This is a genomic window from Saccharococcus thermophilus (genome assembly GCF_011761475.1).
GTDB classification, from domain to species: domain Bacteria; phylum Bacillota; class Bacilli; order Bacillales; family Anoxybacillaceae; genus Saccharococcus; species Saccharococcus thermophilus.
Window position 1 is genome coordinate 2,983,681 of the sequence record NZ_JAASRS010000001.1, and the last position, 14,007, is coordinate 2,997,687.

At 45.9% G+C, this 14,007-nt stretch carries 14 protein-coding genes; 5 read left to right on the forward strand and 9 right to left on the reverse strand.

Translation table 11 applies throughout. The annotated features are described in order from the left end of the window. Positions 1-51: 51 nt before the first annotated feature. Positions 52-798, forward strand: a complete 747-nt coding sequence (locus BDD39_RS15470; protein ID WP_380630402.1) for a DUF3427 domain-containing protein — start codon at positions 52-54, stop codon at positions 796-798. A gap of 32 nt (positions 799-830) precedes the next feature. Here the strand turns inward: BDD39_RS15470 and mutT are convergent, their stop codons facing one another. From mutT to BDD39_RS15500, 6 genes are all read right to left on the reverse strand, one after another. Beyond that, positions 831-1,241, reverse strand: coding sequence for an 8-oxo-dGTP diphosphatase MutT (mutT, locus tag BDD39_RS15475; RefSeq protein ID WP_166912071.1), 411 nt, complete (start codon positions 1,239-1,241; stop codon positions 831-833). A 332-nt stretch (positions 1,242-1,573) separates the two neighbouring features. Next, a complete protein-coding gene (gene rlmD, locus BDD39_RS15480; protein WP_166912074.1) occupies positions 1,574-2,965 on the reverse strand; it encodes a 23S rRNA (uracil(1939)-C(5))-methyltransferase RlmD in 1,392 nt (463 codons plus the stop codon). A gap of 189 nt (positions 2,966-3,154) precedes the next feature. Further along, positions 3,155-4,075: a diacylglycerol kinase gene (locus BDD39_RS15485; RefSeq protein ID WP_166912076.1), complete on the reverse strand. Its 921-nt coding sequence runs from the start codon at positions 4,073-4,075 to the stop codon at positions 3,155-3,157. A gap of 123 nt (positions 4,076-4,198) precedes the next feature. Beyond that, entirely contained in the window at positions 4,199-5,722 is a 1,524-nt protein-coding gene (locus tag BDD39_RS15490) for a flotillin family protein (RefSeq protein ID WP_166912078.1), read from the reverse strand. After that, positions 5,719-6,279 carry an NfeD family membrane protein gene (locus BDD39_RS15495; RefSeq protein WP_166912080.1) on the reverse strand — a complete coding sequence of 187 codons (561 nt, stop codon included), beginning with the start codon at positions 6,277-6,279 and terminating at the stop codon, positions 5,719-5,721. The genes BDD39_RS15490 and BDD39_RS15495 overlap by 4 nt, the downstream gene beginning before the upstream one ends. A gap of 595 nt (positions 6,280-6,874) precedes the next feature. Then, entirely contained in the window at positions 6,875-8,086 is a 1,212-nt protein-coding gene (locus tag BDD39_RS15500; protein WP_166912451.1) for a S1C family serine protease, read from the reverse strand. Between the two features lie 293 nt (positions 8,087-8,379). Here BDD39_RS15500 and BDD39_RS15505 point away from each other — a divergent pair, with 293 nt between their 5' ends. From BDD39_RS15505 to BDD39_RS15520, 4 genes are all read left to right on the forward strand, one after another. Continuing rightward, positions 8,380-9,042, forward strand: a complete 663-nt coding sequence (locus tag BDD39_RS15505) for a response regulator transcription factor (protein WP_166912082.1) — start codon at positions 8,380-8,382, stop codon at positions 9,040-9,042. Continuing rightward, positions 9,032-10,408, forward strand: a complete 1,377-nt coding sequence (locus BDD39_RS15510; RefSeq protein ID WP_166912084.1) for a sensor histidine kinase — start codon at positions 9,032-9,034, stop codon at positions 10,406-10,408. Before BDD39_RS15505 ends, BDD39_RS15510 begins: the two co-directional genes overlap by 11 nt. 226 nt (positions 10,409-10,634) lie before the next feature. Beyond that, on the forward strand, positions 10,635-11,159 hold the full coding sequence (locus BDD39_RS15515; RefSeq protein ID WP_166912086.1) for a hypothetical protein: 525 nt from the start codon (positions 10,635-10,637) through the stop codon (positions 11,157-11,159). A 1-nt stretch (position 11,160) separates the two neighbouring features. Then, positions 11,161-11,817 carry a PspA/IM30 family protein gene (locus BDD39_RS15520; RefSeq protein ID WP_166912088.1) on the forward strand — a complete coding sequence of 219 codons (657 nt, stop codon included), beginning with the start codon at positions 11,161-11,163 and terminating at the stop codon, positions 11,815-11,817. 58 nt (positions 11,818-11,875) lie between these two features. Here BDD39_RS15520 and BDD39_RS15525 read toward each other — a convergent pair whose 3' ends face one another. Genes BDD39_RS15525 through BDD39_RS15535 form a run of 3 tightly spaced genes read right to left on the reverse strand, consistent with a single transcriptional unit; the run spans position 11,876 to position 14,006 of the window. Further along, complete coding sequence (locus BDD39_RS15525) at positions 11,876-12,112, reverse strand: hypothetical protein (protein WP_166907063.1); 237 nt, start codon at positions 12,110-12,112, stop codon at positions 11,876-11,878. A gap of 20 nt (positions 12,113-12,132) precedes the next feature. Next, entirely contained in the window at positions 12,133-13,206 is a 1,074-nt protein-coding gene (locus tag BDD39_RS15530; protein ID WP_166912089.1) for an ABC transporter substrate-binding protein, read from the reverse strand. Then, positions 13,203-14,006: an ABC transporter permease gene (locus tag BDD39_RS15535; RefSeq protein WP_166912091.1), complete on the reverse strand. Its 804-nt coding sequence runs from the start codon at positions 14,004-14,006 to the stop codon at positions 13,203-13,205. Before BDD39_RS15535 ends, BDD39_RS15530 begins: the two co-directional genes overlap by 4 nt. Position 14,007: the final 1 nt, after the last annotated feature.

Sequence of the window (14,007 nt, forward strand, 5' to 3'; positions counted from 1 at the left end):
CTATTTTTATGCTTGTCTGATTTTATCTAGCACCACGGGTAATTGGCCTTTTTGCAAAAAAATGTTTCGTATACAGATGTCGCCAAACAGTTAGAAAAGAGATTTGCGACAAAAATTGACTTAGAAAAACATAAAACGCTCATTGGACAGTCAATGTCCCGCCTAGCAAACCCATATAAAAAACAAAAATGGTCATTTGGCAAAGTCGTTGGCGATCAATTTGTGTTGAATGATGACATTCTTGAAATAACGCAAAATACCGAGTTTTATCAATATTTAAAAGATCGCATTGATTATGGAATTATTGAGTTTAGACGAACGTATCATCCAGAAAGATTTCTCGCAAAAGGAGAAAAGCTTGTTCTTTATCAAAATTACACGAGAAATGACCTAATTTTCTTATTTGAAGCAGGGGTAAAAGAAGGCTCTTGGAGAGAAGGGGTAAGCCGAGCAGGCAATCATTATTTCTTGTTCGTCAACTTGAACAAATCAGAAAAAGTAGAAGAGCACTTGCAATATAAAGATTACTTTATCGATCAACGCCATTTCCACTGGCAAAGTCAAAATCAAACATCCCACGAGTCTTCTGTCGGACAAAATTATATTTATCACAAAGAAAGAGGCATCCATATTCATTTGTTTGTGCGCAAGTTTGATCAAATGCACGGGATGACCTTGCCATTTATGTATCTTGGCGAGGTGGACTATGTATCCAGTTATGGCGATAAACCAATGAACATTAAATGGCGGCTGCACCACCCCGTACCAGAAGACTTATACATCGACCTGATCCGCTAAACATAGGGTCTGTCCCCCGTTGCGCTAAAACATTAAAGCGATGGGGGACAGATTTCTTTTAATAACGCCTCTACAGTTGGAATATCGGCAGGCGCCCATTCAAGAGAGCGCAATTCTCGAAGCGGCATCCATTTTAATTCCGCATGCTCTTTTGCTTTCGGCTCCCCTTCAACGATTTTCGCTTTGTATGTAAGCAAATTAACAATCACACTCGGATATTCATGATGCACTTCTTCAACTTTTTCATACACTTCAATCGTGCATCCTAATTCTTCTTGAATTTCTCTCACTAACGTTTCTTTGGGATTTTCCCCCTCTTCCATTTTTCCGCCTGGAAACTCCCACAGATTCGGAAGCGACATTTCCGGAGAGCGCAGCGCGCACAAAATTTCATTTTGTTCATTATAAATGACCGCACCAACCACACGAACTGTTTTCTTCACGACAACCCGCTCCTTTTCCATTGGCACTTTCTAGTTTATTTTAGCAAACAATTGGATGATGCAAAATGAAAAAAAAGCCTGTCAACACCCGGATGTTTTTTTACAAAAACCGGGTAGTGACAGAAGCATCAATGACACATCTTCTCTCCTGCCCAAGTTTATTAGAGAGCTAATGAGATAAAATTCATTTGATCTATCGACATATGTTACTTGTTTAGGAGCACTATACACAAGAGAATATTGGTGAAACCATGTCCGAAATTCAAACTGAATTTTAAGAAGAAGTTGATCATGTACTACTATGAATTCAAACAAAATCAAGACATAGCCTTTTATCCAGAGGCTGCATCTTCCTTCAAAACAAGCTTCGCCACACACTCCACATGCGCGGTATGCGGGAACATATCCACCGGCTGCACTTCTAATGTTTTATATCCGCCGTCTTCGAGGATTCGTAAATCTCTTGCCAATGTCGCCGGATTGCAGGACACATACACCACACGCTTCGGCTTCATGGCGATGATGGTTTGCAAAAGCGTTTCATCGCAGCCTTTGCGCGGCGGGTCGACGACGATGCAATCCGCTCGGATGCCTTGTTCGTACCATTGAGGAATGACCGCTTCCGCCTCGCCGACGGCAAATTCGGCGTTGGTGATGCCGTTTAATTCAGCGTTGCGCTTGGCGTCTTTAATCGCTTCCGGCACTACTTCCACCCCGTATACTTTTTTCGCTTTTTTCGCTAAAAACAAAGAAATCGTGCCGATGCCGCAGTAAGCGTCAATGACTGTTTCCTCTCCCGTTAATTCCGCATACTCAAGCGCTTTTTCATATAGCACTTTTGTTTGTTCCGGGTTGACTTGATAGAAAGAGCGAGCCGAGATCGCGAATTTAATGTCACCGATGTAATCGTAAATGCATTCGGCTCCCCACAACACTTTCGTCTCGTCACCCATAATCACATTCGTCTTTTTTGGGTTAATGTTTTGGATAATCGATTTTACATTTGGCACGGAGTCAATAATTTCTTGCACAATTTTCCTTTTATGCGGCAAATCTTCCGTGCGCGTAATGAGGACGACCATCACTTCTTTTGTCACTGCCCCGTAACGCGCCATAATATGGCGGAGAACTCCTTTATGCGTCACTTCGTTATAGGCAGGCACCTTATATTTTTCACAAATCTTTTTCACGGTCTGTACGACGACATCGTTCATTTCCTGCTGGATGAGACAGGCATCCATATCGATAATTTCGTGGCTGCGCTCTTGGTAAAAACCCGCGACCAGCCCTCCTTCTCGCTCGCCGACAGGCACTTGCGCCTTGTTGCGGTAGCGCCACGGGTCTTTCATGCCGATGACAGGATGCACGATGACATTTTCCAATTTGCCGATGCGCGCCATTACTTCTTTGACATGTTTCTGTTTGGCACGCAGTTGACCTTCGTAGCTTAAGTGCTGCAGCTGGCAGCCGCCGCACTGCTTGTAAATCGGGCAAAGGGATGCGACGCGGTCTGGGCTTTGCTCGTACAACTCCATAAGGCGTCCGTAGCCATAGCCTTTTTTCACTTTGATGACTTTGATTTTCGCCTTTTCGCCCGGCAATCCGTTTTTGACAAAAACCGGAAATCCATTGATTTTCGCAACACCTAATCCATCATGCGTCAAATCTTCAAATGTCACATCATAATATTCGTTTTTCATTACTGGTGCTTCGATGTTTGCCATTGTTCTTCACCTTTCGAGGAACTAACTCTGCTATAAAAAATATAACTTGATATTTCGTCTTTTGAGCTTTTTATCCATCAGAAGTCTTATATAGACATATTAAATATTAAGTGTAATCAGTATCCGTCGTCCACACAGTGCTGCCACGATTGTAGCACACAATTCTGTGCAACACAAAAAAAGAACAGGTTAGTACCCTGTCCTCATTTGCTCTGCCTTTTCTTTAGATACAAATACTTCCAAGTGCCGGTACAAATTGACGAATTCCCCTGGAAGCATGCCGCCAAATTCTCCGTCTAAATTTAACTGCATCGGCGACATCACTTTAATGCGGTTTGCTTTCGTGTAAATGAGATTTGGATCATTAATATGTTCGCCGCGCGCCGCGAGTGTGACAAGCCGGATAAACTCGGCCAAATTCGTTTTCTTTAAAATAATTAAATCAAACATGCCGTCATTTAAAGAAGAATCCGGCACCAGCTTTTCAAAGCCGCCGACCGAGTTCGTCAGCGACACTAAAAATAGCATAATTTCGCCTTCAAACACTTTGCCGTCATATTCAATGCGCGCTTCTGTCGCGTTAATGGACGGTAGCATCTCGATTCCTTTTAAATAGTAGGCAAGCTGGCCGAGCATTGTTTTCAATTTGCTTGGCACTTCATAGGTCAGTTCGGTTAAACGGCCGCCGCCGGCAATATTAATAAAATAGCGGGTTTTTCCTTCATTCATGGCGCAGCCGATATCGATCGGAACGGCTTCCCCATTGGCAATAACCTCGCACGCCCCTTCAATCGAACGCGGCACTCCGATCGCGCGGGCAAAATCGTTCGTCGTCCCGACCGGAATAATACCAAGCTTTGGACGATAATCTTGATCGGCAATCCCGTTGACGACTTCGTTAATCGTTCCGTCTCCGCCGGCAGCCACCACTAAGTCAAATTCACGCTCGACCGCTTTGCGGGCCGCTTCGGTCGCATCCCCTGCCCCTGTCGTCGCATGGCAGGATGTTTCATATCCCGCTTTTTCCAATTGCACTAATACTTCCGGCAAATGCCGTTTAAATATTTCCCGGCCTGATGTTGGATTGTAAATGATCCTTGCACGCTTCATCGTTTCATCATCCTACTTTATTAATGTCAATTTGACTATTTAACATAATAGCCGAATTGCCCAGCAGTTGCAATGATGACATCTTTCCATCAAGAAAGGGCTGCTCATCTCAGCCCTTTTCGATTACTGCCCTGCTGTTTTCCGTTGCTCCGCCACTTCTTCACTCGCTTGGGCGCTTGGCGGTTCCACATTTCCTTTCACCGCGAAGTTTTCTAGCAATTGTTTCACATCGATCCCCGTGGAAGCTTTCAATGTCTCCTGCAGGCTGGCCATTAAGTTGGTCGCATAGCCAGTAATGCGGTTCGCGCCGCCGTTTGTGCTGTTAGAGCCCGTATCAACAATCGTAATTTTATCGATATTGGCAAGCGGGCTCGCCACTTGTTTCGCGTATTCTGGAAGCATTTTGATGATCATGTCGAGAATCGCCGCTTGACCATAACGTTCGAACGCTTCGGCGATTTTTTGTTTTGCTTCCGCTTCCGCCAAACCTTTCAGGCGGATAATTTCTGCTTCGGCTTCCCCTTTTGCTTTTTCTGCTTCCGCTTTTGCCAACCCATCGAGGCGGATGCGCTCCGCTTCCGCTTTCGCCATCGCTTCGATCCGGTATTTTTGCGCGTCCGCTTCCGCCATTAACTTCGCTTTTTCCGCCGCTGCCGCCTGTTCGATCGCGTAGCGTTCGGCGTCCGCTTTTTTCTTCACTTCCGAATCATATTGCCGTTCGCGGCGCAAAATTTCTTTTTCTTCGAGCTCGATTTGCTTTTGCCGCTCGATAATTTTAATTTGCATTTGCTGCTCGGTCACTTCTTGTTTCGCTTTTGCTTCTTCCAAATGGTACGCCTGGTCGGCGCGGGCTTTGGCGATATCTTGTTCGCGACGGAATTCGGCGAGCTTCAACTGATTGATTTTTTCCGCCTCCGCGATTTCCGTCAGGCGCTCGAGCTCCGCCTTGCGCGCTTCTTTATCGGCTTCGGCGCGTTTAATGCGCGTTTCTTTCTCCGCTTCCGCCGTCGCGATATCGGCATCGCGCTTCACTTGGGCGATGCGCGGTTTTCCGAGCGCGTCTAAATAACCGTTTTTATCACGCACATCTTTAATCGTAAACGAAACGATGACCAGCCCCATTTTCGCCAAGTCGTGCGAGGCGACGCGCTGCACTTCTTGCGAAAATTTATCACGGTTTTTGTAAATTTCTTCGACCGTCATCGAACCGAGAATGGAGCGAAGATGACCTTCCAGCACTTCTTTCGCTTCATTTTCCATATCCTGGCGTGTTTTCCCTAAAAATTGCTCTGCTGCTGTGGCAATCTCGCTAATCGAACTGCCGACTTTAATGATGGCGACGCCGTCCGCCATGACAGGAACACCTTGTTCCGTATACACTTCCGGCGTTTGCACGTCTAGTTTAATAGAAAGCAAGCTAAGCGGTTCGGCCTGCTGGAAAATTGGCAGGACAAACGTGCCGCCGCCGCGGACAATTTTAATTTTATTGCCGGATTCATCGACATGCACATTTTTGTTTCCTAAATAACTGCCTGTCACAATGAGCGCTTCATCCGGTCCAACCGTACGGTAACGGGTGACAAAAATAGCGATTAATCCGACAAGGAGCAGCACAACCACTCCAATGACCACTAACAATGGCGTCATTCCATATATCCCCCTTTATGTAATGATGAAATATCATATGGATCGTGCTTCGCCACCACGGCGACGCCGTTTTCCATTTTCACAATGATCACTTCCGTGCCGAAAGCAATTTCTTCGTTGTTCATGCTTTTGGCCGCTTTCGAAATCGCGCCGCTTTTGCGCTGCAATAAAATTTCGCCAAATCCATCGCGCGGAACGGTGACGATCACTTTAGCAAGCGCCCCTTCCAAATCCGCATCGGAATAGTTTAACGATGTTTCTGCCGACCGAAGCGGAATAAAGACGAAAAAATGCAAAAGCAATACAATAATGAGTGCAATTCCCCCGCTCATCGCCGCAATCAGCCAGGCAGGCAGCTCCGTATATCTTTCTAGCAAAAAACCGGATGCGCTGCCAACGGTGAAAAATGATAACACGAGTTGCGGGCTAAATAGCGGATGATCGGGCAGCTCGAAAACGCCATCAATCACATCGCTGAAGAAAATATATAAGAGCGTCAAGCTCCCGCTTACAATCAGGATAGCGAGATACACCGTTTCTAACGGATAGCCGAACACCCGCGCTTCCTCCTTCCTTATCATTACCTTATCATACGAAAGGCACCTTGCTTTAGTTTCATTGTTTTTCATACATAACATTTTTTCGACAACTTTCCTCATATTTCCTCTTTTTTTACAAAAAGAAAAGCACCGTTCGCTGCAAATAAAACGGTACCTGCTCTTTTCATTTTCGCCTCCCTTAGCTATATGAACATCAGACGTTTCTTTACCCGGGATGCATGCTCGACTAATATCAGCAGCGATTACATCTTTTTGCGTGCGGCAATGAAAGCAATCCAATAAAGGCGATGGAAGCAAAAAATACAAGCGTTCCCCATGGCCACGCTTCCCTAGAGGCGATGTATTTCTTCCCACACAGCGATGACAAAGAAGTAATCCGCCAGCGCTTTTTCATTTCCATTCCTATGTCAAAACTTTTTTATTTTAATCACTCAAAAGACGGAAAATTAAGCTATTTGTTCTATATTTACATAATATTCGCGCAGCAGAATATATATGTATGCGATTCCTGCAAGCCAATGTAATATGATGTACGGTTGTTTCTAAAAAAAGAGCCTGTCCGCCCAATGCGAACAGGCATAAGTAGATATGATTATGATTCGCTGTCCCCTCTCGCCCGCAATGTAATAGAAGCCGTTTTCTTTTCACCGTTGCGATAAAAGACAACCGTCACTTTCTCACCAATTTTCGTTTTCGTATATAAATATTTTCGCAACGCGTTGACGCTGTCTACCTTTTGCCCATTTATTTCGACGATGACATCTTTCGATTGAAGCCCCGCATCCGCAGCTGGAGAGAACGGTTCTACCGCTGTCACCGCCGCTCCTGCCGTTACACTGTCTGGCAATTGCAGCTGTCCTTTTCGTACCTCATCAGAAAGATCGGCGACATCTACCAGCTGCACGCCAAGATACGGGCGTTTGATTTTCCCGTATTGCATCAGCTGTTCCACAATCGGCTTGACATCTTCGCTTGGAATGGCAAATCCTAATCCTTCCACTCCCGTTTCGGAAATTTTTAAACTGTTAATTCCAATCACTTGCCCCGCGCTATTAATGAGCGCGCCTCCGCTGTTACCCGGATTAATCGCAGCGTCTGTTTGAATCACGTTTAACTCCCATTCGCCAGCAGAAGTGGAAACAGGAATGGTGCGTTTTCCGCTCACAATCCCTTCCGTCACCGTCCGCGATAAATCGAGGCCAAGCGGATTGCCGATCGCCGCAACTGGTTCCCCGATCCGCAATTTGGACGAGTCGCCGAAGCTTGCTACTTTGGTGACGTGGCTGCCGTCAATTTTTAATACGGCTAAATCCGTTAGCGGATCGGCGCCTACAATCTCCGCTTTCACCTTTTTGCCATCGGCCAGCGATACTTCCACTTTGTTCGCACCTTCAATCACGTGGTTATTCGTGACAATATACGCGGTATTTCCATCCTTTTTGAAAATGACTCCCGAACCAGTTCCCGCTTCCTGATCTACTGTACTATCAGAAAAGAAATCTTCCTGTTTTTGAATGTTCACGACACCGACAACGGCATCCGTGACGTTTTGAATCGCGGTCACCATGTTAGTGGACACGCTTCTTGTCGGTTGCAGCGGGAGCGTCTCTGTAGATGTAGAAGTGTTGGCCTGTTTCGTTTCTCCTGCAGATGTCGAAGGGGAAGAGATGCCCACCTTCGGCGCAGCGTATAACGTAATCGCACTGCCAAGCACCGCCCCTGCAACCGAAGCGGCGAGCCAAGAAAAGAAACGGCCCCTTTTTGGTGGTCGAACGGTTTGTGGTTCATATGGCATCATATTCATATCCATCGTTCCTTTCTCCTTTCTATATCTGTTTTATTCCATGCTATATCTGTTTTATTCCGTCGCGACAGGCAATGGCCATTTTCTTTCGCAATGGCGCTGTGCTCATTCGTTTCACTACACGACCCCTCCTTTAGCCTCGTCGAAAAACAGTGTAAGCAAAAAAAGTGAAAATATGGTGAAAAATTGATTTTTGTCACGCCGTTTCACGTTTTCATCGATTTTTCACTAACATTTGTTATGATTATTTATAGAAAAAAACGGGAATCAGACTAGGGAAGGAAGGAAACGGGATGAAAATTCTTCTCGCCGAAGATGACTTATATTTAGGAGAATTAATCGTTCATCTGTTAAAGAAAAAGGGAGTCGAGCACATCGACTGGGTGCAAGAAGGGGAAGAGGCATATGATTACGCGACCAGTACGTTTTATGACGTATTGGTGCTTGACTGGATGCTGCCAAACGGAGACGGCGTGGAAATTTGCAGACGGCTACGGAAAAACGGCTACACTGGCGCTATTCTGATACTAACGGCAAAAGATGCGGTACAAGACCGCGTGGAAGGCTTAGAGGCAGGCGCCGATGATTATTTGGTCAAACCGTTTGAGGTTGATGAATTAATGGCCCGCCTCAAGGCGCTGGCGCGTCGCACATTCGTTCCTCTCCAAGAAGATATCGTGCATTTCCATGGCTTCGTGTTAAATCGAACAAGCCATACCCTTCACTACGGCAAGGAAGAAATATTATTAACCCCACGCGAATTTCAAGTATTGGATCTCCTTTTACAAAACAGGGGGCATGTTGTGCCGCGCGAAACGATCTTGGACCGCGTATGGGGGCTAGATGCCGATGTGTCGATGAAAACGATTGACGCCACCATTAAACTATTACGGAAAAAACTAAAAGGCGAGGTCATTCAAACGGTGCGCGGGGTGGGATATAAAATTGATAAATAAATGGAAGGATTGGCTTCGGAAAATCGAAAACAGCGACCTGTTTCGCCGTACACAATGGCGCCTGACCGCATTATACAGCGGTATTTTGATGGTGTTTCTCACTTTATTCATTGCGATTGCTGCTTTTCTTTTTTATTTGGTTGCCACCAATGACCAAGAACGGCGCATCACCAGCCTGGTCAATCAAGAACAAAAAGCGATCGAACAGTTTCTGCTGAAACAAAGCGATTTTGATTTCTTTGACGAGGAAAGCGTCGTATTGTTAAACGAGGATCAATTCTTTTTTTATGTCGTAGGCACGGATGGGCAGCTGATCGCGGGAGATGAGGTCAACAAATATATGAGGCCGTTTTTATTAAAAGCGTTGCAAGAATCAAGGTTGAATGAACATGTACCAACCTATGTAACCGTGAATATTCCGGAACAGTTGGCCGCATTTACCCGCCTTCATTCCCATGAATTGCGGCTGTTGACTGCCGCACGTCCCGTTGTTCTGCATGGAGATGTCATTGGCACCTTGTATGTCGGCGTGGATGTCACATCCTTTTTCCACATCTTTCGTTGGCTATTAGTCGTATTGATCAGTCTAGCTATTTTATTTATCGGCGTCGCCATTGTATTAAGTTATTTTATGTCCAAACGGGCGCTCATTCCGATTCAAGAGGCGTACGACCGCCAGCGGCAGTTTGTCGCCGACGCGTCGCACGAGCTGCGGACGCCGCTTAGCGTCATTTTTTCCTCTGTCGAAGCGCTTGCAATGGAAGAAGAAGTCACGAAACACGAATTTGCGCAAAAGCTGTTAATCCGGCTTCGTGAAGAACTCAAACGGATGACAAAGCTCATCAATGACTTATTGACGTTAGCGCGCGCGGATGCCAAACACGCCTCCTTGCAGTTAGTCAAAGAAACGTTTGATTTCCGTCCGTACGCCGAACGCACGCTCCAGCTATTATCCGAATTAGCGGCGAAAAAACAAATTCAAATGCACCTTCACGCTCCCGAATCGATCGTCATTACCGCCGATGCGGACAAACTAACACAACTTTTATATATATTGCTTGACAACGCAATCAAATATACTCCCGATCACGGCGAAGTCGCTTTATCTCTTCGCCTGGAACCTTGGAAACAGCAGAAACGGCTGACGATTTCCGTAAAAGATACGGGAATCGGCATTCCTCCAGAAGCAATCGGCCGTATTTTTGACCGCTTCTACCGCGTCGACAAAGCGCGCTCGCGCCAGCAAGGCGGCCACGGACTCGGCCTGTCGATCGCCAAATGGATTGTTGAGGCGCATGGCGGCACGATTGACGTGCAAAGCGAAGTCGACAAAGGAAGCGAGTTTATCGTCAAAATTCCGTGTTAAGCGTCTTCCGATCATGGAAGACGCTTTTTTTATGAAAAATTTTTTATCCTCGTTTTTTTCACCTAATTTTCTCTTTTCTTTTTTACAATGCAAACTGTACAAGGGAGAAAAACATTCCCCTCGGCGTCCATGTCCGCGATCTTTTCAATACGCTGATTTTATTCGCGGACAAGCCGAGCACCGCAACACTGCCCACACAATATGGAAAAAGGAGGTGACAGCGTGCATGAAAAAAAGAGCGGCCGTTCTGCTTGCCGTTTTATTTCTCGTGGGATACGGGGTGATGCATATGATGCCGTTTTGGTTTGGAAGCCACTTGGACAAGCCTCATTACGACGAACCGTTTGCCGAGCATCATCATTTTGCCTTCTACCAGGGCGGCGAGCCGTTTGTCGAGCATCACCATTTTGTCTTCTACCAAGAGCCAATGGGTATGATGATGGTTCCCCATGTCTGGATGATGCTTGGAGTCCTTGCTTTTCTTTTTCACCTATTGTTGCTTGCCATCGGTTGGATATGGTGGAAAACGGCAAGGCCTTTTAAATGGCTAGGATTGGCGCTGATGGTATGGGGACTCATCGGCTTGCTGCCGAAATGGGCGTTGATTCTGTTGGTGTTTGCCGCTGCTTATCTTTTAGAAAAACGCCAACAGCACCAGACAATCTCCATTGAATCATGGTCAACGCCGTCCAGTCAAGCGGCGCATATTTTAGATGAATGGGAAAAAAGCATAAAAAAGGAGGATTCGTAACATGGGATTATTTCGTCGTGTCAAAACGATGATACTTGCCGATTTGCATAAGCTGATCGATCAATGGGAAGACCCGATCGCCATGTCGAAGCAATACTTGCGTGAAATCGAGGAACATATTCATCAAGGCCATCAAGCCCTCACCCAGCAAATACTCGCCGAACAGCGCTATGAAACGTTGATCGCGCAAACGAAAGCGATCATCGAAAAACGGGCTCGTCAAGCAAAATTGGCGCTCGAACGGAACGAAGAAGCGATAGCGAAGCTCGCGTTGCGGGAAAAACTATTGTACGAGAAAAAATTATCCGCCTATGAGCAACAATACGAGACGGTGAAAGAAAAAACCGCACACGTGAAAGAACAATTAAAACAGCTACAAGAAAAATATGAAGAGCTTTCGGCAAAACAATTAGAATTAATCGCGCGCGCCAACGCCGCCAAAGCGCTGAAACAGATGGATGCCACCCTCGCCTCCTTCCAACCCGATCACGCGCTTCGCGGATTCGCGCGCATGGAAGAACGCATCCTTGCTTTAGAAGCGGAAGCAACGGCTGCTCGCCAATGTTTGGCGTCTAAACACTCGATTCCTTCCTCTTTGGAAGAAGAGGTAGAAAACGAACTTGCCAAATGGAAAGAAGCGCATAAGCAAAACGTGTAACCCCCCCTTTTAATATAGATTACCCCCTTGCCGTTTTCGGCAAGGGGGATGAATATATTTAGGAGAGCACTGAGCGATATACCCCCATTATCGCCTGCCCATACGCCGTTAACAATGCAAGCACAACGGCAAATTTCCAGCCGTATACAAGCGCATAGGCGCCGATGGAAAGGAATAAGGACAAAAGCGAACTAAGTTTGAGAAACTTCAACAACGCTAATACCCACTTCAGTTTTCCCGCCAGAAACAACAACGCCGAAAGAAACGCCAGCCAAGCCTTTTTTACTTGTTTCAAAACCCTAATCCCCTTTTTCTTTATTTCCGATGCATTTTAAACTCCAAAAACAGCTCGTTATAATATGCGAGCATCCGTTTTCCTAAATTCTTGTACACTTCCAAATTCCCGATGGAGTCAAAATCAGGATAAAACCGTTTATCTTCGGTAATCTCCTTTGGCATATAATCAAGCGCTTTTTCATTTGGCGTCGAATAGCCGACATATTCGGCGTTTTGCGCCGCATTTTTCGGATCAAGCATAAAATTAATAAATTTGTGCGCCCCTTCAATGTTTTTCGCCGTTTTCGGAATCACCATATTATCGAACCATAAGTTCGATCCTTCTTTCGGCACAACGTAATCCAGCTTATCATTTTCCGAGATGATTTCCGCCGCGTCCCCCGACCAGACGACACCAATGGCTGCCTCTTCATTCGCCAAAAGCATCTTGATTTCATCACCGACAATCGCTTTGACATTCGGCACGAGACGGTCCAATTTTTCCTTTGCTTGCCGCAAATGCTGCTTGTTCGTGTCATTCAGCGAATAATGCAAGCTGTTCAGTCCCATGCCAATTACTTCGCGCGCGCCATCTACCAATAAAATTTGATTGCGCAAATCCGGATCCCACAAGTCATTCCAACTGGTGATCTTTTTGCCGCCAAGCATGCTCGGATTATAGACAATGCCGACCGTTCCCCAAAAATACGGAACGGAATAACGGTTACCAGGGTCAAACGACAAATTTAAAAAACGGGGATTGATATATTTTAAGTTTGGCAGTTTCGCATGATCGAGCGGAATAAGCAGTCCGTCTTCTTTCATTTTGCTAACCGCATATTCCGATGGCACCGCGACATCAAACGTTGTCCCTCCCTGAGCGATTTTCGCCATCATCGCCTCGTTCGAGTCAAACGTTTGGTAAATCACTTTTATGCCTGTTTGTTTTTCAAATTTTTTAATAAGCGCGGGATCAATATAATCGCCCCAGTTATAAACGGTTAACGTATTTTTCCCCGCATAGCCTTCCGTCCGATTGAGCGCAAAAGCGGTATAATAAAAAACAAGAGCGGCGCAAAATACGGCAATAAAAAAGATCGCGAGTTTTTTCATCGACGCCGTCCCCCCACTCCTAACATGCCGCTTCTTCGGCTGATGAAGTAATAGCCGGTCACAAGCGCCAATGTCAAGATAAATAATAGTGCCGACAGCGCGTTAATCGACAGCGAAATGCCTTGGCGCGCCCGCGAGTAAATTTCCACCGATAACGTGGAAAAATCGTTACCCGTTACGAAAAAGGTGACGGCAAAATCATCGAGCGAATACGTCAACGCCATAAAAAACCCTGCGAAAATCCCTGGGGTAATATACGGCAATATGACTTTCGTCAGCACATCCCATTGATTCGCTCCTAAATCGCGCGCCGCATCGATCAACGTCGGGCTCATTTCCTGCAGCTTCGGAAGCACCATCAGCACGACAATCGGCACACTAAATGCGATGTGGGATAATAAGACGGAAGTAAAACCAAGCTGAATGCCGATCATCGTAAACAAGATTAAAAACGAGGCTCCGATGATGACATCAGGGCTGACGATCAATACGTTGTTTAGCGTCAACAATATTTGCTTCACTTGCTGGCTTTTCACATAGTAAATCGCCAGTGCCCCAATCACTCCAAGAATGGTGGAAATGGCCGCCGACAACAGGGCGATGGTAATGGTATTCAATACAATAATCCATAGCCGTGTATCATGCAAGACTTCTTTATACCAGTCGAGCGTCACTCCCGAAAAATCATGCATCGTGCCGCCCTTGTTAAACGAATAGTAAATTAAATAGCCAATCGGCAAGTACAAAATGACGAACACGACTGCCAAATAGGCTTTTCCCCATTTATGGCTGCTTTGCATC